Genomic DNA, 24,409 nt, shown 5'->3' on the forward strand with positions numbered 1-24,409 from the left:
CTCACAAATCTGAAATGTCCATCCCCGGCGCCGATCGGTGCTGGCGCTGCCCCTGTCGGGACGATACACCAGTCTCGTCACTCAGGGACATAGTGCCTCTACGCTCCGTGACGACCAGCGCATATGCGAGTACTGACCGCTTCCGTGAGGTTGCGGACGGTACTCGAAACGGATTATGGGCCTGTTACGTGCCTGTCGTAAGGATCACGTTGCGCAGCGGCTCCCGGTTCACGTAACGACTCAACTGGTCCACCAGCAGCCGCTTCGCGCGCGGCAGGAACGCGGATGTCGGCCCGCCCACGTGCGGGCTGATGAGCACGCCCGGCGCCCGCCACAGGGGGTGCTCCCGGGGCAGCGGTTCGGGGTCGGTGACGTCCAGGGCGGCGGTGATGCGCCCGGTCTCCAGCTCGGCCAGCAGCGCCTTTGTGTCCACGACGGGTCCGCGGGCGACGTTGACCAGCAGCGCGCCGTCCTTCATGCGGGCGAGGAAGTCGGCGTCGACCAGGTGCCGGGTGGCCTCCGTCAGGGGCGTGGACAGGATGACGACGTCCGCTTCCGGGAGCAGGGCGGGCAGTTCGGTGAGCGGATGCACATCTCCGCGCGCCGTGGTGCGCTCAGAGCGCGCGACGCGCGCCACCCGCGCGAGTTCAAAGGGTACGAGCCGGTCCTCGATGGCGGCGCCGATCGAGCCGTATCCCACGATGAGGACGTTCTTGTCCGCCAGCGCGGGCCGGAACCCGCCGAGCCACTCCCCCCTGTCCTGCGCCCGCACGAAGTCGGGGACGCCGCGCAGCGAGGCGAGGATCAGCGTGAGCGTGAGCTCGCCCGTGCTCGCCTCGTGCACCCCGCGCGCGTTGCACAGCCGCACGCCGGGCCGCAGGTGCTTCAGGCCCGCCTCCACGTGATCGATACCGGCGGAGAGCGTCTGCACCACCTCCACGCCGCTCATCTCCGGCAGGGGACGCTGCCCGAGCCCGGCGGGCTTCATGTACGGGACGACGTAGAAGACACAGTCGGCCGGGTCGGCGGGGAAGTCCTCGGCACCGTCCCAGAAGCGGTAGTCGGGGCCCTCGGGGAGGCCCTCGATCTCGTCCGGCGGGATGGGGAGCCACACGTCAGCAGTCATGCTCTGGAGGCTATGTCAGGCGAACAGGAGTCCAGAGGTTAGGTTGGGGTGCCGGAAGAGGGAGGGTTACGGCCAGGTGGAGCGCAGGACGATCGGCGCGGCGGCGCTCGCGGTGGGGGCCATAGGGCTCGGGTGCATGCCGATGAGCTGGGCGTACAGCTCGTCGCGGCAGCGGGGCGAGGAGTCGGTCAGGGCGGTGCACCGGGCGCTCGATCTGGGCTCGACGCTGCTGGACACGGCCGACATGTACGGCCCCTTCACCAACGAGCTGCTGGTGGGGCGGGTGTTGAAGGAGCGCCGCCAGGACGCGTTCGTGTCGACCAAGGTCGGGCTGCTGGTCGGCGAGCAGCACATCGTGGCCAACGGCCGCCCCGGCTATGTGAAGCGGGCCTGCGACGCCTCTCTGCGCCGTCTCCAGACGGACGTCATCGACCTCTACCAGCTGCACCGCGCGGACCCCGAGGTGCCGGTGGAGGAGACGTGGGGCGCGATGGCGGAACTCGTCCGGGCCGGAAAGGTACGGGCGTTGGGGCTGTGCGCGGTGGGCGCGCGGGGTGGCCGCCGCCTTGGGACGCGTCTGCACGACGCCACGATCCGGCAGTTGCAGCGGGTGCAGCAGGTCTTCCCGGTCAGCGCGGTGGAGGCCGAGCTGTCGGTGTGGTCGCCGGAGGCGCTGGAGGCGCTGCTGCCGTGGTGCGAGGCGCGTGGCATCGGCTTCCTGGCCGCGATGCCGCTGGGCAACGGCTTCCTCACCGGCACACTGACCCCGGGCGAGGGTTTCGAGCCGGACGACGTGCGGGCCCGGCACCCGCGCTTCACCGCCGAGATGATGGCGGCGAACCAGCCGATAGTGGCCGGACTGCGCCGCATCGCGGCCCGGCACGGGGACGCGGTCACGCCGGCGCAGGTGGCGCTGGCCTGGGTGGTGGCTCAGGGACGGCACGTCGTCGCGGTGCCGGGGGCCAAGCGGGAGCGCTGGGTGGCGCAGAACGCGGGGGCTCAGGGGTTGCGGCTGACCCCGGAGGACCTGGTCGAGGTGGCGGAGCTGCCGGGCGCGCAGGGATCCTGGGACTGACGGCCGCCGAGCCGGGGGCGGAATCCGGCCGAGTCGGGCCGTGCGCCCGGCGGCATTGGTTCAGTGTTCATGGATCGGGAACCTGTGAGGCCCGAGCGGTGTAAGAAAAGTAGAACCCGCCGCGTCGAAGGGACCGTGATCGTGCAACGTCGAGCTGTGACGGCCGTATTGGCCGCTGCCGCACTCCTGCTGGCGGCCGGCTGTTCCTCCGACGACGGGGAATCGCCGGGCAAGAACGGGAGCGCGGAATCGAGCACCACCTCGGGAGCGGACGCCTCGCCCACCGGCCGGGCGGCCGAGGAGACCCCGCCGGCACAGGGCTCGGTGAAGGTGGTGCGCACGGTCGCCGAGGGCCTGAACTCCCCGTGGGGCCTGGCCCCGCTCCCTGACGGGGACCTGCTGGTCTCCTCCCGCGACGACGCCACGATCACCCGGGTCGACGGGGAGAGCGGCAAGAAGGCCGAGCTGGGCGAGGTGCCCGGGGTGTCGCCGGCGGGCGAGGGCGGACTGATGGGCCTGGCACTGTCGCCGGACTACGCCTCGGACCACATGGTCTACGCCTACTTCACCTCGGCCTCGGACAACCGCATCGTCCGCATGCTGTACGACGAGCAGCGCCCGTCCGGCGACCAGCTCGGCGCGCCCGACACGATCTTCAAGGGCATCCCCAAGGGCTTCATCCACAACGGCGGCCGGATCGCCTTCGGCCCGGACAAGATGCTCTACGCGGGCACGGGAGAGAGCGGTGACACGGGCCTGTCCCAGGACAGGAAGTCCCTGGGCGGCAAGATCCTGCGCCTGACCCCGGAGGGCGAACCGGCTCCCGGCAACCCCTTCCCGGACTCGCCCGTGTACTCCTACGGCCACCGCAATGTGCAGGGCCTGGCCTGGGACTCCCAACAGCGCCTGTTCGCCTCCGAGTTCGGCCAGGACACCTGGGACGAGCTGAACGCGATCAAGCCGGGCGACAACTACGGCTGGCCGGAGGCCGAGGGCAAGTCGGACGACTCCGAGTACCACAACCCGCTGGCCCAGTGGGGCACCGACGACGCCTCCCCCAGCGGCGCCGCCTACGCCGAGGGCTCCATATGGATGGCCGGCCTGAAGGGCCAGCGCCTGTGGCGCATTCCGCTGAACGGCACGGAGGCGTCGGCGGACCCGCAGGCCTTCCTGGAGGGCGAGTACGGCCGGCTGCGCACGGTCGTCCCGGCGGGCGGCGACAAGCTGTGGCTGATGACCAGCAACACGGACGGACGCGGCGACCCCAAGGACGGGGACGACCGGATACTGGAGCTGCGGGTGACCTGAGCGGCCTCACCCCTTGCCGTCGTCCTCGTCGCCCTCCTCACCCGACTCCTCGGGCGGTCTGACGACGACCTTCCCGGACGCGAGATCTATCGGCCCGCGCCCGGGGTCGTTGTCGCCGACGTCCTCGCGGGTCAGTTCCAGGCGGTTCTGCTCGTCGCGGGTGTGCTTGCGGCCGGGGGCGAAGAGTTCCTCGAACGCGTTGAACACGGAGCCTCCCTGGACCGACGTCCCTTACAGCGTAAACCTCAGCCTTCCATCCCGGACGTGAGCATTTCGGCCGGAAACAGTCCCAGCCGATGCGCCACCGCCGCCGCCTCGCCCCTCCCCGAGACGCCGAGCTTCCCGAGGATGTTCGACACATGGACGCTGGCCGTCTTCGGGGAGATGAAGAGTTCCTCGGCGATCTGGCGGTTGGTGCGACCGTCGGAGACCAGGCGCAGCACGTCGCGTTCTCGGGTGGTGAGACCGAGGGAGTCGGCCGGGTCGGCCGGGGGCGGGGCCGTTGTGAGGGTGAGGCGGGCGCGCTGGGCGAGCTGGGTCGTGGCGTCGGCGAGTGGGCGGGCGCCGAGGTGGACGGCGGTGGCCCGGGTCAGGCGGAGCAGTTCGGTGGCGCGGGCGCGCTCGTCGTCGCCGCCGATCGTGAGCAGGGCCTCGGCGAGGCGGTGGCGGACCTGGGCGAGGTCATAGGGGCGCTCCAGGGCTTCGAAGGCGGTGACCACGTCCGACCAGGTGTCGGGGGCGGCGCGGCCCTGAGCGCGGTCGAGCTCGGCGCGGGTCCACTTCTCGTACGCCAGCCACAGGGGTGCGCCGGTGGTGAGCCGACGGACGGTGTCGAAGAGCCGTTCCAGGAAGGCGGCGCGGCCCTCCCGGGCGGCGGGCAGGGCTTGGGCGCGGGCGTCGGACTCGGCGACGGCGGCGGCCAGCAGAAGCGGCCAGGCGTAGCGCTGGGTGCCGGGCGGGAAGCCGGCGCTCAGGGCTCGCTCGGCCTCCGCCCGGGCGTCGAGGAGGCGGCCCTCGGCGGCGGCTATGCCGAGGGCGAGGTAGGACATCGGCAGGTTGTTCTGCGGCATGGGGTCGTGGGTGCCGTAGGAGGCGCGGGCGGCGGCGAGGTGGCGGGCGGCCTCGGCGACCTCGCCGCGGGCCAGGGCGAGATGGGCGAGGCGGTTGGAGGCGCCGCCGCGCGGCTTGACGGACTGGCCGGTGCGCTGGGCGTTCAGCGCGGCTTCGGCGGCCTCGTCCCAGCGGCCCAGGGAGATCAGTGACTCGGCGAGGTTCGCCCAGATCCAGGCCTCGGAGTCGCGCAGGCCCCACTCCTGGGTGAGCCGCAGCCCCTCGCGCAGGATGCGGACGGAGTCCTCGGAGCGGCCGATGCCTTCGAGGACGGAAGGGAGGTTGACATGGCTGCGGCCCACCACGGCCGTGAGGCCCCGGGCCAGTACCTGGTCCTTGACCTCGTACATCTGGTCGAGTCCGGCCTCGATGTGGCCGGCGTCGACCATGAGGACGCCGAGGGTGAGGCGGGCGTTGAGTTCGATGTCCTCGGCGCCCACCATGCGGGCGTACTCGACGGCCCGTTCGGCGGCCGACATGGCGTCGGGGCCGGGGGCGCGCAGCATCGACCAGTTGGCCGCGGCGGCCAGCACCTCGGCGTGCACCTCGGAGGGCGGCAGACCGCGGACCAGGTCCTGTGCGGTGCCCAGCTCCTTCCAGCCGTCACCGCGGGCCTGTGCCTGGACGAGACGGGCGCGCTGGACCCAGAACCAGGCGGCGCGCAGGGGTGCGCCCTCGTCCTCCAGCAGGTGCAGGGCCCGCTTGGTGATCTTCAGGGCGCGTTCGCGTTCCCCGCAGAGCCGTCCGGCGACGGCGGCCTCGGCCATCAGGTCGAGGTAGCGCAGGGGTGTGGTCGCGGGGTCACAGCCGCAGGGCGGATAGACCTCGGTGTAGTCGACGGGGCGCAGCGTGGCCCGGGTCTCCTCGGGGGCGGAGTCCCACAGTTCCATCGCACGTTCCAGCAGCCGCAGTTGCTCGGCGTGGGCGTGCCTGCGGCGGGCGGTGACGGAGGCGTCCAGGACGGCGGGCAGGGCCTTGGCCGGGTCGTGGGCGTGGTACCAGTAGCTGGCCAGCCGCATGACGCGTTCGCCGGCCGGGACGAGCGTCGGGTCGGCCTCCAGGGCCTCGGCGTAGCGGCGGTTGAGGCGGGAGCGCTCGCCGGGCAGCAGGTCGTCGCCGACGGCCTCGCGGACCAGGGAGTGCCGGAAGCGGTAGCCGTCGCCGGAGGGCGCGGCGCTGAGGATGTTGGCGTTCACGGCGGCCCGCAGCGCCTCGATGAGGTCGTCCTCGGCGAGCTGGGCGACGGCGGCGAGCAGCCGGTACTCGACGGTGGAGCCGCCCTCGGCGACGATCCTGGCGACCCGCTGGGCGCTCTCGGGCAGTCGCTCGACGCGGACCAGGAGCAGGTCGCGCAGGGAGTCGGTGAGGCCGGTGCAGCTGCCCTCGTGGGTGGCGACGGCGAGTTCCTCGACGAAGAAGGCGTTGCCGTCGGAGCGTTCGAAGATCGCGTCGACCTGGGCCGGGTCGGGTTCGCAGGCGAGGATGCCGGCGATCTGGCGGCCGACCTCGGCGCGGTTGAAACGGCCGAGTTCGATTCGGCGGACGGTGCGCAGCCGGTCGAGTTCGGCGAGGAGCGGGCGCAGCGGGTGGCGGCGGTGGATGTCGTCGGAGCGGTAGGTGGCGAGGACGGCCAGGCGGCCGGTGCGCAGGGTGCGGAAGAGATAGGCGAGCAGGTGGCGGGTGGAGGCGTCGGCCCAGTGCAGGTCCTCCAGGGCGACGACGACCGTGCGGCCGGCGGCGACGCGCTCCAGGAGGCGGGCGGTGAGTTCGAAGAGGCGGGCCATGCCCTCCTCGTCGGAGCGGTCCGGGCCGCGGGCGGCAGCCGTCTCGCCCAACTCGGGCAGCAGCCGGGCCAGTTCCTCCTCCTGGCCGGCGGCAGCGGCGGCCAGTTCGTCGGGCAGTTCCCGGCGCAGGGCGCGCAGGGCGGTGGAGAACGGGGCGAAGGGCAGGCCGTCGGCGCCGATCTCGACGCAGCCGCCGAGCACGACGACGGCGCCCTCGCGGGCGGCGGCGCCGGCGAACTCCTCGACGAGGCGGGTCTTGCCGACCCCTGCCTCACCGCCGATCACCAGCGCCTGCGGCTCGCCCGCGGCGGCTCCGGCGAGGGCGTCGTGCAGTGTCTCCAATTCGGCTGCGCGACCGACGAACACGGGGCTGACGGACCTGCTTTCCACGGGGGTGAGCATGTCACGCGGCGTCGACAGCCGTGCACCGGTTTTCTGAGGGCTGCCGTCCCCCGCCCTCATGCGGCACGCGGATGCCGATTCCGGCGCAGGCGCGACCTCTGCGCCGGCGCGTCCTCCGTGCCCTCGGCGGAGCGTTCGCGGCGGGCCGCGCGGCGGACTCGGACGGCCTCGCGGACCAGGCGCTCGTGTTCGGCCTGCCGGATCAGGTCGGCGGAACGGATGTGGTGAAACGCGTAGTCGTACATGGCTGGTCCCTCGTTTTCCCTGGTGAGAGGCGGTTTTGTGCTCGCTTTTCGCGATGCCTCAACCTTCCTCTCCCAGGCGGGTCCGCCACATCGGGAGAGTTCCGCATCTTCAGCGGGGCGCCGGGCCTTAGACATGCGTGAGGGGCCTCAGGAATCCCTAAGGCCCCTCAGCGCCTGCGGTAAGTCAGCCCGCCGAGGGCAGGCCGAGCAGTGCGTCGGTGTACTTGAGGACGGCGAGCAGCAGGCCGATGACGCCGAGCGCGACACCGCCCCAGGCGACCGACTTGATCCACGCGGGCTGCGGGCTGCTGCCGGGCGCCCCGAACGCGGGGCGGGCGAGCACCACGACGCCGACGATCAGCGCGGTCAGCGCGAAGAGGCCGGCCCACAGCGCGGAGGTCTGCCAGGCGTCGCCGTAGACCTCCTTGATCTGCTGGGCGACACCCGCGTTGGACGCGGTCTCCAGCTGGCCGATGAGGGTCTCGCGCGCGGCGGCGACCGTACCGATCCAGCCACCGGTCAGGGAGACGAGACCGAGCGCCGCGGAGACGACCGCGCCCGCGCCCTGGCCGACGACGGAGGGACCGGCTTCCGTGGCCTCGGCGGTCACCTCGTCCCCGGCCGCGGCCTCGTCGTTCTCGGTCACCTCGTCGGAGACGGTGGTGTCGGTCGCCTTGCCGACGTCCACCTTCTCCTCGTCGGTCTTGGCCTCGGTGCCCGTCTCGGACCCGGTCTCGTCCACTGTCTTCGTTCCCATGCCTCGCACCGTACGGACGCTGTCTGAGAGCTCTCTTAATGATCCCCGTGAGCGGCACGCGCGCGTGCTTCACGCCACTCGGGGGCCAGGATCGACCACATCTCGAGGTCGTGCCGCACCCCACGATAGGGGTAGCTCTCACGCCGTACGCCGTCGCGGGTCATGCCGAGGCGCCGGGCGACGTTCAGGCTGGGCGTGTTCCCGGCGGAGGCGATCCACTCGACCCGGTGGACACCGCGCTGCTCCACGGCGAAGTCGATGAGCACCCGCATCGCGCGCGTGACGAGCCCGCGCCCGGTGCCGGCGGGCTCCAGCCAGCAGCCGACCTCGCAGTTGGCGTTCTCGGCGTCGAAGTTCAGGAAGAGCACCCCGCCGACCAGCTTCCCCTCCAGCCACAGGCCGTGCAGGGAGCCGGTGTCGGCGGCGCGCATGTCGGCGTACCGCTGGAGCGTCTCGCGCGCGGTGTCCAGGTCGACGGCCTTCGACCCGAAGGGGACGTACTGGTTGATGAACTCCCGCCCCCGCTCCAGGTGCGCCAGGAACTCCTCGGCGTGCCACGGTTCCAGGGGCCTGAGCTCGGCTCCGTCGTCACCCAGCGGTATCGCGTACATCGCCCTGCTGCTCCTTCTCAAGTTCCGCCACGACGTCGGTGAGCCTCTCATGGGCGACGCGGGACTCGGGCGGCTCGATGCTGATGCGGGGCATGCGCTTGTCGAGCCAGCGGGGCAGCCACCAGTTGGCGCCGCCGAGCAGATGCATCAGGGCGGGGACGAGGAGGGTGCGCAGGACGAAGGCGTCCAGGGCGACGGCGGCGGCGAGGGCGATGCCGAACATGGCGATCACGCGGTCGCCGCTGAGGACGAAGGCGAGGAAGACGGAGATCATGATGACCGCGGCGGAGTTGATCACCCGGCTGGTCTCGGCGAGGCCGACCCGGACGGCCCGCCGGTTGTCGCCGGTCTCCAGCCACTCCTCGTACATCCGGCTGACCAGGAAGACCTGGTAGTCCATGGAGAGGCCGAAGAGGACGGACACCATGATGACCGGGAGGAACGGCTCGATCGGGCCCGCCCGGCCCAGTCCCAGCAGCTCGCTGCCCCAGCCCCACTGGAAGATCGCGACGACGACACCGAAGGCGGCGGCGACGGCGGCCACGTTCATCGCGGCGGCCTTCAGCGGTATGCCGACGGACCGGAAGGCGAGCAGGAGCAGCAGACAGCCCAGGCCGATGACGACCCCGACGAACAGCGGCAGCTTGCCGACGATCACCTCGGCGAAGTCGTCGTAGCCGGCCGTCATGCCGCCGACGTGCACGTCGAGGGACGTGCCGGTCTCGGCGCGCGGAAGGATGTCGTCGCGCAGCCGGTCGACGAGGTCGCTGGTCTGCCGTGACTGCGGCGAGGACTCCGGTACGACGGTGAGGTACGCGGTGTCGCCGCCGGCGTTGTACGTCACCGGGGTCACGGACGCGACGCCCTCAGTGGCGCGCAGGGTGGCGTCGAGGTTGTCGAGGGCGAGCGTGTCGTCGCCGCCGTCGACCTTGGTGACGAGGGTGAGCGGGCCGTTCACGCCGGGGCCGAAGCCGTCGGCTATGAGGTCGTAGGCCTGGCGGGTGGTGGAGGTCTCCGGGCCGTTGCCCTGGTCGGAGGTGCCCAGGCGCAGGCCGAGGGTGGGCAGTGCGAGGAGCGTGATGACGGCCAGGGCGAGGGCGCCGAGCGCCTTGGGGTGGCGCTCGACGAACGCCGACCAGCGGGCGGCGAACCCGGTCGGCAGCTCGGGCTCGGGGCCGTGCTCGGTGAGGCGGCGCCGCTCGCGGCGGCTGAGGGCGCGCATGCCGATGAACGACAGCAGGGCGGGCAGCAGGGTCACGGAGGCGGCGACCGTGAGGACCACGGTCAGCGAGGCTGCTATCGCCACGCCGTTGAGGAAGCCGAGCTGCAGGATCAGCATCCCGAGCAGGGCTATGCACACCGTCGCGCCCGCGAACACCACGGCCCGTCCGGTGGTCGCCACGGCGTTCGTGATGGACTCGGCGACGGGCAGCCCGCGTTTCAGCCCGCGCCGGTGCCGGGTGACGATGAACAGGGCGTAGTCGATGCCGACACCCAGCCCGATGAGCATGCCGAGCATGGGCGCGAAGTCGGCGACGGTCATGGCGTGCCCGAGGAGCACGATCCCGGCGTACGCGGTGCCGACGCTGACCAGCGCGGTGGCGATGGGCAGCAGCGACGCGGCGAGCGAGCCGAAGGCCAGGAACAGGACGACCGCGGCGACGGCCACCCCGACGATCTCGGCGACATGCCCGTCGGCGGACTCGGTGAGCGCGACGGCGCTGCCGCCCAGCTCCACCTGGAGCCCGTCGGTCTCGGCGTCCTTGGCCGCGTCCACGACGGCCTGCGCCTCGCCGCTGACGAGGTTCTCGGCGCGGTCGTCGAAGGTGACGGTGGCGTACGCCGTGTGCCCGTCCCCGCTGATCTGGGCGGCGCCCTGCTTGTCGTACGGGCTGCCGACGGCCGCGACGCCGGGCAGTTCGGCGATCTCGTCCAGGGCGCGCGTCATGGTCTGCTCGACGTCGGCGGCGTGGACGGTGCCGGACCCGGTGTGCCAGACAACGGTGTCGCTGTCGCCGCCGAGGCCGGGGAAGCCCTCCTGAAGGAGCTGGGTGGCGCGGCCCGACTCGGTGCCGGGGACGTGGTAGTCGTTCGAGTACGCGGTGCCCGTGACGACGGCGGCCGCGCTCACCCCGCCGAAGGCGAGCAGCCAGAGCAATACGGCGACGAGGCGGCGTTGGACACACCAGCGTGCAAGAGCTGCCACGAACGTGCTCCCGGGGACGATTTATGGATCTTTGACCGGGATCAGTCGTTCATGAAGTGAACAGCCCGCAAAGAACGCATGAGCGATGTGAAGCAAACTCTTACAGGCGGGAGAGATCGTTTGCCGCGTTCGTGGCTTTATTCACAGGAGTGGGAGCCAGATCACAGGACAGTAACGGTCACTCTGTCGTCGCACGTGGCACCTCTCACAGAATTGCCCGCCCGCACCGGGAACTTCTCAGTCGAACTTGTCCCCCAGTGCCATCACCATCACCCCGGTGACGAGCAGCCACAGCGCCCGGCGGGTGCGCCCCCGCGAACCGAGGAAGGCGGCGAGCGCGCAGACGGCCGCGCCGAAGGCATAGGCGGCCGGGACGAGGGCCGGGGCGGATCCGGTGGCCCGCAGCGCCGACGCGGCCAGCCCGGCGAGGGCGAGGAGCGCCCCGGTCACGGCCGCCGACCAGCGGGCCCGCCGCGCCACCCGCGCCGGATCCTCGGCCTCTTCCAGCTCTTCGTCGCCCACGTCCTCCGGCGTCTCGGACCGCTCCTCCCCCGTCTCGGATATCTCGGAATCACCGCGTCCACTCATCTTGATCATTAACCTCGCTGCTGTTTCAGGCGGACGTGTTCGGTGAGGGTTTCGATTCGTTTCACGGTCTTCCCAGGCTCGTGACGTGGGGCTGGCCTGCGGTTCTTCGAGCCGGGTGGGCGTCCGGGTCCGGGCTTGGAGGGTCTGGGCACGTCGGCGGGACGGGCGGTCTTCACGCGGAGGTGGCGGAACCCTCGGCGGACTCGGGCGGGGGTGAGCCGGCGCGGCTCGGAGGGCCGTTCCCAGGGGCGGCGGAGGTCCTCGGCGAGGGGCCGGGCGAGGCGGAGTTGGGTGTGGGCGGCGATGATCAGCCAGGTCCACAGGTCGGCCGTGTGCGGATCGCGGACCTTGGGGACGGTCCAGCCCAGGGTCTGCTTGAACAGCCGGAAGGTATGTTCAAGATCGAATCTGCGGAGGAACGCCTGCCAGCGCAGGTCGACGTCCTGGCCGGTCATGCCGGTGCGCGAGGACCACATCCATACCGGCTTGGGGTCGCGGTCACCAGGTAGGTGCTCGACCTTCAGCCGGATCAACGTGCCGTGGATCAGAGGGAGTTCGCCGCAGTGGTCGAGCCAGGGGCCGCGGGCCTGCAATCGGGGGTGCATCCGGTCCCAGGCGAGGGCTTCGGCCGTGCCGTAGCGGGTGGTGTCGCAGGTCGTGGCTTGGTCGGGGGTGTGCCAGGTCTCCGGCTTGGAGAAGGTGAGGACGCCGCCGTGCTTGCGGGGCTGCCCGCCACGCGGGGAGGAGCGGCGTGGGCCGGCGTCCCGGAGCATGACGCGGTCCGAGCGTAGGCGGCCGACCAGTTCGACGGGCAGGTCGGCCAGGACGTAGGCGAGGCGGGTGACGTCGTAGCCGGTGTCCATCACGACGAGGATGTCTGCGTCGCCCGGCTGCCACTGCCCGGCGTGCACCAGCCGGGTGACCACCTCGCGCAGCTGGGCGGCGGTCACCGCGGTGGCATCGTCGCACGGCCCCAGCCGGATCGCGTCCAGCACGGCCGTCCATGACGTGCGTCCCGTCGCCAGGGCGGCGACGAAGGAGTAGGGCCAGCCGGGGATGAACTGATCCGCGCTGCGGCCCCGCCCGTAGACGTGGCAGAACAGCAACTCCGGGCTGGTGGGGGCGTCGGGTCGCAGCCAGTTGCTCACGTCCACCGCGAGCACGATCCGCCCGTCGGCGGCGCGTGGCAGCGGCGTGGCGGCCAGCAGCCTGCGCAGGCGGCGCGGTTCCAGCCAGCCGTGGTTGACCGCGTCGTACATCGCTCCGTGCCCGCGCCGGTGCTCGGCGGTGAGCGTCAACTCGACCAGCGACGTCACCGGGCCGTCCGAGCACAGCACCGCGTCGGTGAGCTCGAAGAGCGCATCCGCCCGGGTGTAGAGGCAGTCGTAGAACTCGACACGAAAGTGGGACAGGACGCCCACCGCGGCGTCAGCGGACTGTTCAGCGGCGAGACTCTTCACCAGCGGCCGTTCCTTCACGCGACGTTGCTCGACACCTCGAAGCGTGAAGAACGGCCGCCCTGTTGTCCCTGGAACGAACCAAGATCAGCGGGTCAGGTGAACGGCCGAGGTTAAACACCAAGCTCATGGCGGGCGAGCGTAGCGCGTCGCGCTGGGAAACCGGGTGCGGGACCGAACGGCCGGCTGCTAGCTTCCGAAGGTCGACCCCTGTGCGGCACACCGCCGCCGACCTGGGCAGGTGCATTGTTTGAGCGTCCGACCGAGCTCCTCCGTATCCCTTTCCGCTTCCCCGGACTCAAGGAGCCGTCTCACCGATGCCGGACATCCCCCCGCCGACGATGGAACCCTCGGATGAGGACCTCGCCAAGCGGCTGACGCACACCCGCTACCCGCGCAGCAACAGCTACGACCCCCGCTGGGTCATCGAGAACCAGATGGGCCCGAACGCCCTCTGGCTGCTGGAGTGGCTGTCCCCCGCCCTCGGCCTGGACGCCCTGCGCCCCTGCGCCCGCGTCCTCGACCTGGGCTGCGGCCGGGCGATGACCTCCGTCTTCCTGGCCAGGGAGTACGACGCCCAGGTCACCGCCGCCGACCTGTGGATCAAACCCGACGACAACGCCCGGCGCGTCGCCGAGGCCGGCTTCGCCGACCGGGTGCTGCCGGTGCACGCCGAGGCGCACGACCTGCCGTTCGCCGAGGGCGGCTTCGACGCGATCGTGAGCATCGACGCGTACCAGTACTTCGGCACGGACGATCTCTATCTGCCCACCCTGACCCGGCTGCTGAAGCCCGGCGGGCGGATCGGTGTCGTCGTGCCCGCCCTGCGGGAGGAGCCGGCCGGCTTCGAACCGCCGGAGCATCTCGAACCCTGGTGGGAGCCCGACTTCTGGTGCTTCCACTCCGCCGAGTGGTGGCGGCGCCACTGGACTCGCAGCGGCGCCGTCGAGGTCGAGACGGCCGACTGGCTGGAGGACGGCTGGCGGGACTGGCTGCTGTGGTGCGAGGTGATCGCCGAGGAGAGCCCGGAGGAGTTCCATCGCACGATGGCCCGCCGGGTGGGCGAGATGGTGCGGCTCGACGAGGGGCGCGCGCTGGGCTTCGTACGGCTCGTAGGACGCCGCAAGTGACTTACTGAACCCCCTGAGCACGGCAACGGCCCCGGAGGCAGCGCCTCCGGGGCCGTACGGGTCTCGGCGCTCAGCCCTCGCTGACGCCCAGCTTCTCCAGGATCAGCTCCTTGACGCGCGCCGCGTCGGCCTGACCCCGGGTCGCCTTCATGACCGCGCCGACCAGAGCGCCGGCCGCGGCCACCTTGCCGCCGCGGATCTTGTCCGCGATGGCCGGGTTGCCGGCGATGGCCTCCTCGACGGCGGTGGTCAGGGCGCCCTCGTCGGAGACGACCTTCAGACCGCGCTTGTCGACGACCTCGTCCGGGGTGCCTTCGCCCGCGAGGACGCCCTCGATGACCTGGCGGGCCAGCTTGTCGTTCAGATCGCCCTTCGAGACCAGCTCGGTGACCCGCGCGACCTGCGCCGGGGTGATGGCCAGCTCGTCCAGCGACGTGCCCGACTCGTTGGCGCTGCGCGCCAGTTCGCCCATCCACCACTTGCGGGCGGAGGCCGCGTCGGCACCGGCGTCGATCGTGGCGACGATCGGCTCCAGCGCGCCGGCGTTGAGGATCGCCTGCATGTCGGTGGCCGAGATGCCCCACTCCGCGAGCAGCCGGGTACGGCGGGCCAGCGGCAGTTCGGGCAGGGCCGCCTGGATCTCCTCGACCCACTCGCGGGACGGGGCGACCGGGACGAGGTCCGGCTCAGGGAAGTACCGGTAGTCCTCGGCCTCCTCCTTCACTCGGCCCGAGGTCGTGGACCCGGTGTCCTCGTGGAAGTGGCGGGTCTCCTGGATGACCGTCCCGCCGCCGCCCAGTACGGCGGCGTGCCGCTGGATCTCGTAGCGGGCCGCGCGCTCCACGGACCGCAGCGAGTTGACGTTCTTGGTCTCGCTGCGCGTGCCGAACTTCTCGCTGCCCTTGGGCATCAGCGAGAGGTTCACGTCGCAGCGCATCTGGCCCATCTCCATGCGGGCTTCCGACACACCGAGCGCCTTGATGAGCTCGCGCAGCTCACGGACGTACGCCTTCGCCACCTCGGGAGCGCGCTCGCCCGCGCCGACGATCGGCTTGGTGACGATCTCGATGAGCGGGATGCCGGCGCGGTTGTAGTCCAGGAGTGAGTGCTGGGCGCCGTGGATACGGCCCGTCGCGCCGCCGACGTGCGTCGACTTGCCGGTGTCCTCCTCCATGTGGGCGCGCTCGATCTCCACCCGGAAGGTCTCGCCGTCCTCCAGCTGGACGTCGAGATAGCCGTTGAAGGCGATCGGCTCGTCGTACTGGGAGGTCTGGAAGTTCTTCGGCATGTCCGGATAGAAGTAGTTCTTCCGGGCGAAGCGGCACCACTCGGCGATCTCGCAGTTCAGCGCGAGACCGATCTTGATCGCGGACTCGACGCCGGTCGCGTTGACGACCGGGAGCGCGCCGGGCAGGCCGAGGCAGGTGGGGCAGGTCTGCGTGTTGGCGTCCTGACCGAGGGCGGTCGAACAGCCGCAGAACATCTTGGTCTTGGTGCCGAGTTCGACATGGACCTCGAGGCCCATGACGGGGTCGTACGACGCCAGCGCGTCCTCGTACGACACCAGGTCGGTCGTGGTGGTCACGGTGAAACTTCCCTCTCAGCCCAGCAGGACGTCGTCGTCGCCCAGCCGCTTCAGCTCGCGGTAGAGGATGGCGAGGCCGGTGACGATGGCGGCGGCGGACACGGCGGCGTCGATCAGGACCAGCGTGTCGCTTTCGGCACGGGCCTTCTTGAACCGCTTGGCGACGCCGACGGCGCCGAACGCCGTGGTGGCGATGGACAGGTACGTACCGGACTTGGACTTCTTGAAGTCCTTGGCCTTGGACAGCTTGCTCACAGCGACGGTGCCTCCTCCAGGAGCGGGTGCCCCCACTTTTCCACGAAGGCCGCCTCGACGGCCGCGCCGACCTTGTACAGACGGTCGTCCCGCATCGCCGGGGCGATGATCTGCAGGCCGACCGGGAGGTTGTCCTCCGGCGCCAGACCGCACGGCAGCGACATGGCCGCGTTGCCCGCGAGGTTGGTCGGGATGGTGCACAGGTCGGCGAGGTACATCGCCATCGGGTCGTCGGCGCGCTCGCCGATCGCGAAGGCGGTGGTCGGCGTCGTCGGCGAGACGATGACGTCCACCTGCTCGAAGGCCTTCTCGAAGTCGCGCGTGATGAGCGTGCGGACCTTCTGGGCGCTGCCGTAGTACGCGTCGTAGTAGCCGGAGCTGAGCGCGTACGTGCCGAGCATGATGCGGCGCTTGACCTCGGGGCCGAAGCCCGCCTCACGGGTGAGGGAGGTGACCTCCTCGGCAGAGTGCGTGCCGTCGTCGCCGGTCCGCAGGCCGTAGCGCAGGCCGTCGAAGCGGGCGAGGTTGGAGGAGCACTCGGAGGGCGCGATCAGGTAGTACGCCGACAGCGCGAGGTCGAAGGACCGGCAGTCCAGCTCGACGATCTCGGCGCCCAGCTCCTTGAGGAGGGCCACGGACTCGTCGAAGCGCTGGATGACGCCGGCCTGGTAGCCCTCGCCTCGGAACTGCTTGACGACGCCGACGCGCATGCCGGCGACGCTGCCGTTGCGAGCGGCCTCGACGACCGGCGGGACCGGGGCGTCGATGGACGTGGAGTCCAGCGGGTCGTGCCCGGCGATGACCTCGTGCAGCAGGGCCGCGTCCAGGACCGTACGGGCGCAGGGCCCGCCCTGGTCGAGGGAGGAGGAGAAGGCGACCATGCCGAAGCGGGACACCGCGCCGTACGTCGGCTTCACGCCGACCGTGCCGGTGACGGCGGCCGGCTGGCGGATGGAGCCGCCGGTGTCGGTACCGATGGCCAGCGGCGCCTGGAAGGAGGCGAGCGCGGCGGAGGAACCGCCGCCGGAACCGCCGGGGATCTTGGTGAGGTCCCAGGGGTTGCCGGTCGGGCCGTAGGCGCTGTTCTCGGTGGAGGACCCCATGGCGAACTCGTCCATGTTGGTCTTGCCGAGGATGACCACGTCGGCGGCCTTGAGCCGCTTGGTGAGCGTCGCGTCGTACGGCGGGATCCAGCCCTCGAGGATCTTCGAACCGACGGTCGTCGGAACGCCCTCGGTGGTGAAGATGTCCTTCAGCGCGAGGGGGACGCCGGCCAGCGGGCCGAGCTTCTCGCCCTTCGCCCGCTTCTCGTCGACGGCACGGGCCTGGGCGAGGGCGCCCTCGCGGTCGACGTGCAGGAAGGCGTGCACCTTCTCGTCGACGGCCTCGATGCGGGCCAGGTGGGCCTCGGCGACCTCGACGGCCGTCAGCTCGCCGGAGGCGATCTTCGCGGCGGTCTCGGCGGCGGTGAGCTTGATGATGTCCGTCATGGCTTCTTAGTCCTCCCCCAGGATCTGCGGCACCTTGAAACGCTGCTGCTCCTGGGCCGGGGCGCCGGAGAGCGCCTGCTCGGGGGTGAGCGACGGACGGACCTCGTCCACGCGCATGACGTTCGTCAGCGGGAGCGGGTGCGAGGTCGGCGGTACGTCTTGGTCGGCGACCTCGCTGACGCGGGCGACCGCGCCGATGATGTCGTCCAGCTGGCCGGCGAAGTGATCAAGCTCTTCGGGCTTCAGCTCCAGACGCGCCAGCCGGGCGAGGTGGGCGACCTCCTCGCGCGTAATGCCAGGCATGCAGCGATCCTCTGGGGTGAGTGTGTGGTTTGGGGCTGGGGCTAGTCGTCCCAATCCTATGGGGCGGGGGCCGATGCCCGTGAAACGGTTTCGCCGCGCCTCGGGGCGAGGCACCGCCGGCACACGGGCGTCAGACGGCGAACAGCAGTCCGGCGCTGATGAGCACGACGACCGCCGTGGCGAAGTGGATCCCGAAGGCCACCGCCTTCGCGCCGCCGTGCCGCAGCACTATCAGGGTGTCGCAGAGCGGGACGATCGCCACGGCGAGCATGAACCAGGCCTCGGCGCGGGCACCGACGAAGAGCAGCAGCGCCAGGCCCACCAGGCCGAAGGTGCCGTCCCGCAGGCCCTTGATCGAGAGATACGCGCCGGCGTCACCGTCGGGCCGGGCGGGGACGCCGTAGCCGGTGGCGGCGGAGGCGGGCCGGAACAGGAACTGGTATCCGAGGAACAGGCAGAACAGGTTGAGTACGACGGCCAGGGCATAGGCGGTCACGGTCATGTCGTCACTCCTTGCTAGCAGCGCTAGGGACAGGAGCGAAGCTAGCAGAGCATCGACCGCTTCGCTAGCGCTGCTAGAATTCCTGGTATGTCGATCCAGACGCGCAGGGAGCGCGAACGAGCGGAACGCGAGCGGCTGATCGTCACGGCGGCCAGGGAACTCGCGGAGTCGGAGGGCTGGGACGCGGTGACGACCCGTCGGCTGGCGGCGGAGATCGAGTACAGCCAGCCGGTCCTCTACAGCCACTTCAAGGGCAAGGACGCGATCATGGCCGCGGTCGCGGTGCAGGGCTGCGCGGATCTGGCGGCCGAGTTGCGCACGGCCCGTACGGCGGTGACGGGCGAGCGGGCGGCGCTGGCGGCCGTCGGCGAGGCGTACACGGCCTTCGCGCGGCGGCGCCCCGCCCTCTACGACGCCATGTTCACGCTCGCCGTGCCGCTCCCGTTCGCCACCGAGGAGGCTCCGGAGCCGCTGAAGGCGGCGTTCGGCGAAATCCTGCAGGCGGTCCTGCCCATCGCGGCCGAGGGCGACGATCCGGGTCTGCTGACGGAGACGTACTGGGCGGGCCTGCACGGCCTGGTGACGCTGATGCGGAGCGGGCGGCTGCCGGAGTGGGGGCACGAACAGCGGCTGGCGCTGCTGATCGGGCACTTCACGGCCGCCTCCGGCTGACCGGGCCGAGCGCCTCGAGGTCAGGTCATTCGTCGGTCGCCGCGGCCGGCAGGGCCGCTCGCGGCCGCTGCCATCCCCGCGACCCGCGCGCCCGCAGCCACGCCGTCGTCTCCTCCGCCGGCATCGCGGCGGCCACCAGCCATCCCTGTACGGCGTCGCAGCCCAGGTCCCGCAGCCGCTCCCAGGTCTCGTCGTCCTCGACGCCCTCGGCGACCACCAACAGGCCCAGCGAATGCGCCAGATCCACGGTGCAGCGCACGATCTCCGCGTCCTCGGTGTCCACCGCGAGCCGGGCCACGAACGAACGGTCGATCTTCAGCTCGCTCACCGGCAGCCGTCTGAGGTGGACCAGCGAGGAGTAGCCCGTGCCGAAGTCGTCCAGCGACATCTTCACGCCGTGCCCGGTCAGCCCGGCCAGCGTGTCCGCGGCACGCTGCGGGTCCTCCAGCAGGACGTGTTCCGTGATCTCCAGCTGGAGCGCCCCCGCCGGGACGCCGTGCCGGGCGAGCCGGGCGGCGACGGAGCCCGCGAAGCCGGGGGTGTGGACGTCGCGCGGGGAGACGTTGACCGCGACCGGCACGAACAGCCCCTGGGAGCGCCACTGGGCCACCTGCCCGAGCGCCGTCTCCAGCACGTACTCCGTCAGATGCGGCATCAGCCCCGAGGACTCGGCGATCGCTATGAACTCGTCCGGCGGCACCCTCCCGCGCTCCGGGTGCACCCAGCGGACCAGGGCCTCGAGGCCCGAGACCTGTCCGTCGAAGCGGACCTTCGGCTGGTAGTGCAGCTCGACCTCGTGCGCGTCGAGGGCGCGGCGCAGATCGCCCAGCAGGCCCAGCCGGTCCGGGGTGTTCGAGTCGCGCTTGGACTCGTAGACCTCCACGCCCGTGCGGTCCCGCTTCGCCTGGTACATCGCGACGTCCGCGCGCCGCAGCAGCCCCTCGGCGTCCAGGGCGTGGTCGGGGAAGACGGCGACGCCCGCGCTGGCCTCCAGGACCAGGGTGAGGCCGTCGAGGTCGAGTGGGGAGCTGAGGGCGGTGACCAGACCGCGGGCGACCCGGGTCGCGGACGTCGTGGAGTCGGCGACCGGCAGTAAGACGGCGAACTCGTCGCCGCCGAGCCGCGCGGCCTCCGCTCCGCGCGGCAGGGCCAGGCGCAGCCGGTCCGCTATCTGCAACAGCAGCCGGTCACCGGCCAGATGACCGAGCGTGTCATTGACCGACCGGAACCGGTCGAGGTCGATCAGCATCAGGGCGGACCGGGCGCCGATGCGCTCGGCGTCGTCGAGCGCGGTCCAGATGCGCTCCAGCAGCCACTGCCGGTTGGGCAGCCCGGTCAGCGGATCGCGCAGCTGCTCCTCCGCCCGGGCCCGGGCTATCCACAGGGTGGAGTCCAGCGCGATGAGGGGGATCGCGAACAGCGGCAGCAGAAGGGGCTTGGCGATGGCGACGACGCACACCAGCGGCGCGATGCCGAGCAGGGCGACCGCGACCAGGCCGTGTCTGACCAGGGCGGTGCGCTCGACGGTGGGCAGTCCGCCGCGCGGGGCGTGCAGGTACCACAGCAGGACCCGGGTGACCGCGAGGTAGGCGGCGGCGACGAGCACCACGCCGGGGGCGGTGTAGAGGGTCCAGCTGTCCGGATTCCAGGGGCTCTCGACGGTCGGCACCCGCCCGAAGGCGGCCAGCACGAGGGCCCCCGCCGCGATACCGAGGATGTCCACCGCGCCGTGCAGCACGCCCTGGCGCCAGCGGCCCCGGCGGGCGACCCCGACCAGGACGACGACGGTGAGGCTGACCATGCCGGCGGGCACCCAGCCGTACAGCATCAGCACGGCGAGGGTGAGGGCGGCGCCGGAGCCGGTGCCGCCCCACCAGCGGGCGCGGCCGAGCGCGACCAGGTGGCCGACGATGACGCCGGTCAGCACGGCCAGCGACCAGCCGACCGTGCCGGCCGGGAAGAGGGCGTGGTTGTCGGTGAACGCCCGGTAGAACCCGGCGCCGAGGACGAACCCGGCCGCCGCGACGACCGCCGCGGGCAGGGCGGGCCAGGACAGGTGCCGTTCGTGGTCGGAGTGGTGGTCGGAGTGGTGCAGCCCGGCGGCGCGGTCCGCGCCGAGCGGCGCGGTGGTGCGGCCGTCCACCGCGGTGCGCTGTCCGGTGGCGCGCCCGGCGCCGCCGTCCGCACCCGGACGCGCCGCTGTCCGCGCCGCCCATGCCCGCCACGCACCGGCCATCCGGCGCAGCCGTGAGTGCGGGGCGGCGCTCTCGGTCGGTTCCATTCCCGTCCCTCTCACAGCCGGCGGTGCCCACGCCACGCGGCCCGATGCCCGACAACGACCTTCAACGGCACCGCGTTGGAAAGCCCTTCCCCTCGCCCTTCACAGCTCCTCAAGAGCAAAGGGATGCCCCAACCGCAGCTGGGCACGGCAGGCGCACATCTCAACAGTAGGCCGCAGAAGGCTTCCACGGGCAGCGGTCGTCGACGGTTGCCCGAATGCGCCCCAGCCACCCGTATGCATCTGGTATGCGCCGATCGGGTGACCTTCAACCGCTACTCCTCCGCGGGGAGGGCAACTTCGGCCGCCGCGTCGGGGCCCTGTTCCAACAGGACATTGAAGCCATCCTCGTTCAGAACAGGCACCTTCAGCTGCATGGCCTTGTCATATTTGGACCCGGGGCTGTCACCTACGACAACAAAAGATGTCTTCTTCGAAACGGAACCGGTCACTTTCGCCCCGCGGCTCTGGAGCGCGTCCTTGGCGCCGTCGCGCGTGAAGTGCTCCAGTGTGCCGGTCACCACCACCGTGAGCCCCTCCAGCGGACGCGGCCCCTCATCCGCCCCGGAGCCCTCCTCCTCCATGCGGACGCCGGCCGCCTTCCACTTGCGGAGGATCTCCTGGTGCCACTCCTCGGCGAACCACTCCTTGAGCGAGGCGGCGATGATCGAGCCGACGCCCTCGGTGTTCGCCAGCTCCTCCTCGCTCGCCTGCTCGATACGGTCGATGGAGCGGAACTCCCGGGCCAGCGCCTCCGCGGCGACCGGGCCGACGTGACGGATCGACAGTCCGGTCAGGACGCGGGCCAGCGGGCGCTCCTTGGCGGCGGCGATGAACTCCAGCATCGCGACCGCGTTCTTCTTGAGCTCGCCCTGCTGGTTGGCGAAGACCGTGGCGATCTTCTCCTCGCCGGTCTTCGGGTCGCGCTTGGGCAGGCCGCTGTCCTGGTCGAGGACGTAGGCCTTGATGGGCAGGAGCTGCTCGGGCGACAGGTCGAACAGGTCGCCCTCGTCGGCCAGTGGCGGATCGGCCGGCTCCAGCGGCTTGGTGAGCGCGGCGGCGGCGACGTAGCCGAAGTGCTCGATGTCCAGCGCCTTGCGGCCCGCGAGGTAGAACAGCCGCTCGCGCAACTGGGCCGGGCAGGTACGGGCGTTCGGGCAGCGCAGGTCGACGTCGCCTTCCTTCATGGGCCTGAGCGCCGTACCGCACTCCGGGCACTCGGCCGGCATCACGAACTCGCGCTCGCTGCCGTCGCGCAGGTCGACGACCGGACCGAGGATCTCCGGGATGACGTCACCGGCCTTGCGCAGCACCACCGTGTCGCCGATGAGGACGCCCTTGGCCTTGACGACGTCCTGGTTGTGCAGGGTGGCGAACTCGACCTCCGAGCCCGCGACCGTGACCGGCTCGACCTGGGCGTACGGCGTGACCCGGCCGGTGCGGCCGACGCCCACACGGATGTTGACGAGCTTGGTGTTGACCTCCTCCGGCGCGTACTTGTACGCGATGGCCCAGCGCGGGGCGCGCGCGGTGGACCCGAGGCGGCCCTGGAGGCGGATCTCGTCGAGCTTGACGACGACTCCGTCGATCTCGTGCTCCACGGAGTGCCGGTTCTCGCCGTAGTAGGCGATGAACTCCCGTACGCCGTCGAGGTCGTCGACCACCTTGTTGTGGGTCGAGGTGGGCAGACCCCACGTCTTGAGCAGGTCGTACGCCTCCGAGAGGCGGGTCATGCCGTCGAAGCCCTCCAGGGCGCCGATGCCGTGGACGACCATGTGCAGGGGAAGGGTCGCCGTGACCTTCGGGTCCTTCTGCCGCAGCGAACCCGAGGCGGAGTTGCGCGGGTTGGCGTACGGCTTCTCCCCGGCCGCCACCCGCCGGGCGTTGAGGTCCGCGAAGGCCTCCATCGGGAAGTAGACCTCGCCACGGATCTCGACGAGTCGCGGGACACGGTCGCCCTTCAGCCGATGTGGGATCTCCGCGATCGTCATGACATTGGGCGTGATGTCCTCGCCGATCCGTCCGGTACCCCGGGTGGCCGCGCGGGTGAGTCGGCCGTCCTCGTACGTCAGGTTCACCGCGAGCCCGTCGACCTTGAGCTCGCACAGGAGGTGATAGTCGGAACTGCCGACGTCCTTGGCCACTCTCTCTGCCCAGGCGGCGAGCCCCGCGTCGTCGAAGACGTTGTCGAGGGAGAGCATGCGCTCGCGGTGCTCCACCTCGGCAAGGTCGGTCTCGTACTCGACCGCGACCTTCTGGGTCGGTGAGTCGGGCGTGCGCAGCTCGGGGTACTCGTCCTCGACCGCCTCCAGCGAGCGCAGCAGCCTGTCGAACTCCGCGTCGCTGATGACCGGAGCGTCCTTCACGTAGTACCGGAAGCGGTGCTCCTCGATCTGCTCAGCGAGCTGCGCGTGCTTCTCCCGTGCCTCGGCGGGCACCGTCGTCTCCGCTTGCTTGTCGCCGGCCACCGTGTTGTCCTCCCGTTACTCTGGGTTGTCCGCGAGGGATCTCGCCGCCCGGACGCAGTGGGCGAGGGCCTTGCGCGCGTACTCGGGAGAGGCCCCCGCGAGTCCGCACGACGGCGTGAGAGTGACCGCCTCCGCGAGAAGCCCCGGTGACAGCCCCAGCCTGCGCCACAGCGTCCTGACACCCATGACGCTACCGGCAGGGTCTGACAATGGGCCGTCCGTGCCCGGGACGACACCGGCGAAGAGCCGGGTGCCGCCTTCCACCGCCTCACCGATCGCGTCGTCGTCACGTTCGGTGAGCAGAGAGAGGTCGAAGGAGATCGCCGCCGCGCCCGCCCGGCGCAGCAGGGCGAACGGGACGTCCGGTGCGCACGAGTGGACCACGACGGGGCCGTCGCCGTGAACCCCGACGACGTCGCGGAGGGTGGCCTCGACGGTCTGCCGGTCGACGGCCCGGTGGGTCCGGTAGCCGCTGGCGGTCTTCACCCGGCCGCGGAGCACGGCGATGAGGGAGGGCTCGTCGAGCTGGAGGACGACCTGGGCGCCGGGGACGCGGCGGCGGAGTTCCTCGATGTGCAGCCGCAGGCCCTCGGCGAGGGAGGCGGCGAGGTCGCGGCAGGCGCCGGGGTCGGAGAGGGCGGCCTCGCCGTTCTTCAGCTCCAGCGCGGCGGCGAGCGTCCAGGGGCCCACGGCCTGCACCTTCAGCGGCCCGTCGTAGTCCTGGGTGAACTCCTCCAGCGCGTCGAGGTCCTCCCCCAGCCACGACCTCGCCCGCCGGGTGTCCCGCCCCGGCCGGTCCCCGATCCGCCACCCGCTGGGCTCCACGCGCGCGTACAGCTCGACGAGCATCCCGGCGGTCCGGCCGATCATGTCCGCGCCGGGCCCGCGGGCGGGCAGTTCGGCGAGGAACGGGAAGTCCTCGAGGGACCCGGTGACGGTCTTGGCGGCCTCACGGGCGTCGCCGCCGGGCATCGATCCGATGCCGGTGGCGGGGGCGAACCTGAACGGGCTGTTTTCACTCACCCGGGAAGCCTATGCAACCCGCCCAGGGCCACGC

The 24,409-nt window shown here is 71.4% G+C and carries 21 protein-coding genes; 4 read left to right on the forward strand and 17 right to left on the reverse strand.

Annotation, left to right across the window (positions count from 1 at the left end; all coding sequences use genetic code 11):
* Positions 1–184 precede the first annotated feature (184 nt).
* Positions 185–1,126, reverse strand: coding sequence for a 2-hydroxyacid dehydrogenase (locus IM697_RS35730; RefSeq protein ID WP_194040258.1), 942 nt, complete (start codon positions 1,124–1,126; stop codon positions 185–187).
* 76 nt (positions 1,127–1,202) lie between these two features.
* Between IM697_RS35730 and IM697_RS35735 the strand changes: the two genes are divergently transcribed.
* The gene (locus IM697_RS35735; protein ID WP_194040261.1) at positions 1,203–2,201 is read left to right on the forward strand and encodes an aldo/keto reductase; all 999 of its coding nucleotides are present in this window, start codon (positions 1,203–1,205) and stop codon (positions 2,199–2,201) included.
* 156 nt (positions 2,202–2,357) lie between these two features.
* On the forward strand, positions 2,358–3,509 hold the full coding sequence (locus IM697_RS35740) for a PQQ-dependent sugar dehydrogenase (protein WP_228044305.1): 1,152 nt from the start codon (positions 2,358–2,360) through the stop codon (positions 3,507–3,509).
* A gap of 6 nt (positions 3,510–3,515) precedes the next feature.
* On the opposite strand, the gene IM697_RS35745 is transcribed toward IM697_RS35740, so the two are convergent.
* The 8 genes from IM697_RS35745 to IM697_RS35780 form a co-directional block, all read right to left on the reverse strand.
* Positions 3,516–3,716: a DUF6191 domain-containing protein gene (locus tag IM697_RS35745; protein WP_194040266.1), complete on the reverse strand. Its 201-nt coding sequence runs from the start codon at positions 3,714–3,716 to the stop codon at positions 3,516–3,518.
* A gap of 38 nt (positions 3,717–3,754) precedes the next feature.
* Positions 3,755–6,805: a helix-turn-helix transcriptional regulator gene (locus IM697_RS35750; RefSeq protein WP_194040268.1), complete on the reverse strand. Its 3,051-nt coding sequence runs from the start codon at positions 6,803–6,805 to the stop codon at positions 3,755–3,757.
* Positions 6,806–6,861: 56 nt separating this feature from the next.
* Complete coding sequence (locus IM697_RS35755; protein WP_194040270.1) at positions 6,862–7,050, reverse strand: hypothetical protein; 189 nt, start codon at positions 7,048–7,050, stop codon at positions 6,862–6,864.
* Positions 7,051–7,234: 184 nt separating this feature from the next.
* Positions 7,235–7,807 carry a hypothetical protein gene (locus IM697_RS35760; protein WP_194040272.1) on the reverse strand — a complete coding sequence of 191 codons (573 nt, stop codon included), beginning with the start codon at positions 7,805–7,807 and terminating at the stop codon, positions 7,235–7,237.
* 35 nt (positions 7,808–7,842) lie between these two features.
* Complete coding sequence (locus IM697_RS35765) at positions 7,843–8,418, reverse strand: GNAT family N-acetyltransferase (RefSeq protein WP_194040274.1); 576 nt, start codon at positions 8,416–8,418, stop codon at positions 7,843–7,845.
* Positions 8,396–10,624, reverse strand: a complete 2,229-nt coding sequence (locus IM697_RS35770; RefSeq protein ID WP_194040276.1) for an MMPL family transporter — start codon at positions 10,622–10,624, stop codon at positions 8,396–8,398. Before IM697_RS35770 ends, IM697_RS35765 begins: the two co-directional genes overlap by 23 nt.
* A gap of 237 nt (positions 10,625–10,861) precedes the next feature.
* Positions 10,862–11,212, reverse strand: coding sequence for a hypothetical protein (locus IM697_RS35775; protein WP_194040278.1), 351 nt, complete (start codon positions 11,210–11,212; stop codon positions 10,862–10,864).
* 8 nt (positions 11,213–11,220) lie between these two features.
* Positions 11,221–12,633, reverse strand: coding sequence for an NF041680 family putative transposase (locus IM697_RS35780; RefSeq protein ID WP_322734582.1), 1,413 nt, complete (start codon positions 12,631–12,633; stop codon positions 11,221–11,223).
* Between the two features lie 353 nt (positions 12,634–12,986).
* On the opposite strand from IM697_RS35780, the gene IM697_RS35785 reads away from it, so the two are divergent.
* Entirely contained in the window at positions 12,987–13,799 is an 813-nt protein-coding gene (locus tag IM697_RS35785) for an SAM-dependent methyltransferase (RefSeq protein WP_194040282.1), read from the forward strand.
* 70 nt (positions 13,800–13,869) lie between these two features.
* On the opposite strand, the gene gatB is transcribed toward IM697_RS35785, so the two are convergent.
* From gatB to IM697_RS35810, 5 genes are all read right to left on the reverse strand, one after another.
* Positions 13,870–15,384: an Asp-tRNA(Asn)/Glu-tRNA(Gln) amidotransferase subunit GatB gene (gene gatB / locus IM697_RS35790; protein ID WP_194040284.1), complete on the reverse strand. Its 1,515-nt coding sequence runs from the start codon at positions 15,382–15,384 to the stop codon at positions 13,870–13,872.
* 15 nt (positions 15,385–15,399) lie between these two features.
* Complete coding sequence (locus IM697_RS35795; protein ID WP_194040287.1) at positions 15,400–15,639, reverse strand: hypothetical protein; 240 nt, start codon at positions 15,637–15,639, stop codon at positions 15,400–15,402.
* A complete protein-coding gene (gene gatA, locus IM697_RS35800; protein ID WP_194040289.1) occupies positions 15,636–17,129 on the reverse strand; it encodes an Asp-tRNA(Asn)/Glu-tRNA(Gln) amidotransferase subunit GatA in 1,494 nt (497 codons plus the stop codon). Before gatA ends, IM697_RS35795 begins: the two co-directional genes overlap by 4 nt.
* Positions 17,130–17,135: 6 nt before the next feature.
* On the reverse strand, positions 17,136–17,432 hold the full coding sequence (gene gatC / locus IM697_RS35805; RefSeq protein WP_095936815.1) for an Asp-tRNA(Asn)/Glu-tRNA(Gln) amidotransferase subunit GatC: 297 nt from the start codon (positions 17,430–17,432) through the stop codon (positions 17,136–17,138).
* Positions 17,433–17,562: 130 nt separating this feature from the next.
* Positions 17,563–17,934, reverse strand: coding sequence for a DUF4267 domain-containing protein (locus IM697_RS35810; RefSeq protein ID WP_194040291.1), 372 nt, complete (start codon positions 17,932–17,934; stop codon positions 17,563–17,565).
* Between the two features lie 87 nt (positions 17,935–18,021).
* Here IM697_RS35810 and IM697_RS35815 point away from each other — a divergent pair, with 87 nt between their 5' ends.
* On the forward strand, positions 18,022–18,606 hold the full coding sequence (locus tag IM697_RS35815) for a TetR/AcrR family transcriptional regulator (RefSeq protein ID WP_194040293.1): 585 nt from the start codon (positions 18,022–18,024) through the stop codon (positions 18,604–18,606).
* Between the two features lie 25 nt (positions 18,607–18,631).
* Here the strand turns inward: IM697_RS35815 and IM697_RS35820 are convergent, their stop codons facing one another.
* The 3 genes from IM697_RS35820 to IM697_RS35830 form a co-directional block, all read right to left on the reverse strand.
* Positions 18,632–20,887, reverse strand: coding sequence for a putative bifunctional diguanylate cyclase/phosphodiesterase (locus IM697_RS35820; protein WP_194040295.1), 2,256 nt, complete (start codon positions 20,885–20,887; stop codon positions 18,632–18,634).
* 272 nt (positions 20,888–21,159) lie between these two features.
* Positions 21,160–23,352: an NAD-dependent DNA ligase LigA gene (ligA, locus tag IM697_RS35825; protein ID WP_194040297.1), complete on the reverse strand. Its 2,193-nt coding sequence runs from the start codon at positions 23,350–23,352 to the stop codon at positions 21,160–21,162.
* A 15-nt stretch (positions 23,353–23,367) separates the two neighbouring features.
* Entirely contained in the window at positions 23,368–24,375 is a 1,008-nt protein-coding gene (locus IM697_RS35830) for a methionine synthase (protein ID WP_194040299.1), read from the reverse strand.
* Between the last annotated feature and the right edge of the window lie 34 nt (positions 24,376–24,409).

Source organism: Streptomyces ferrugineus, assembly GCF_015160855.1.
Classification (GTDB): domain Bacteria; phylum Actinomycetota; class Actinomycetes; order Streptomycetales; family Streptomycetaceae; genus Streptomyces; species Streptomyces ferrugineus.

Excerpts from the sequence above, each read along its gene's own strand:
- IM697_RS35730 (WP_194040258.1), bottom strand. The coding sequence starts at position 1,126 with ATGACTGCTGACGTGTGGCTCCCCATCCCGCCGGACGAGATCGAGGGC.
- IM697_RS35750 (WP_194040268.1), bottom strand. The coding sequence starts at position 6,805 with ATGCTCACCCCCGTGGAAAGCAGGTCCGTCAGCCCCGTGTTCGTCGGT.
- IM697_RS35755 (WP_194040270.1), bottom strand. The coding sequence starts at position 7,050 with ATGTACGACTACGCGTTTCACCACATCCGTTCCGCCGACCTGATCCGG.
- IM697_RS35760 (WP_194040272.1), bottom strand. The coding sequence starts at position 7,807 with ATGGGAACGAAGACAGTGGACGAGACCGGGTCCGAGACGGGCACCGAG.
- IM697_RS35765 (WP_194040274.1), bottom strand. The coding sequence starts at position 8,418 with ATGTACGCGATACCGCTGGGTGACGACGGAGCCGAGCTCAGGCCCCTG.
- IM697_RS35775 (WP_194040278.1), bottom strand. The coding sequence starts at position 11,212 with ATGAGTGGACGCGGTGATTCCGAGATATCCGAGACGGGGGAGGAGCGG.
- IM697_RS35785 (WP_194040282.1), top strand. The coding sequence starts at position 12,987 with ATGCCGGACATCCCCCCGCCGACGATGGAACCCTCGGATGAGGACCTC.
- gatA (WP_194040289.1), bottom strand. The coding sequence starts at position 17,129 with ATGACGGACATCATCAAGCTCACCGCCGCCGAGACCGCCGCGAAGATC.
- gatC (WP_095936815.1), bottom strand. The coding sequence starts at position 17,432 with ATGCCTGGCATTACGCGCGAGGAGGTCGCCCACCTCGCCCGGCTGGCG.
- IM697_RS35810 (WP_194040291.1), bottom strand. The coding sequence starts at position 17,934 with ATGACCGTGACCGCCTATGCCCTGGCCGTCGTACTCAACCTGTTCTGC.
- IM697_RS35815 (WP_194040293.1), top strand. The coding sequence starts at position 18,022 with ATGTCGATCCAGACGCGCAGGGAGCGCGAACGAGCGGAACGCGAGCGG.
- IM697_RS35820 (WP_194040295.1), bottom strand. The coding sequence starts at position 20,887 with ATGGAACCGACCGAGAGCGCCGCCCCGCACTCACGGCTGCGCCGGATG.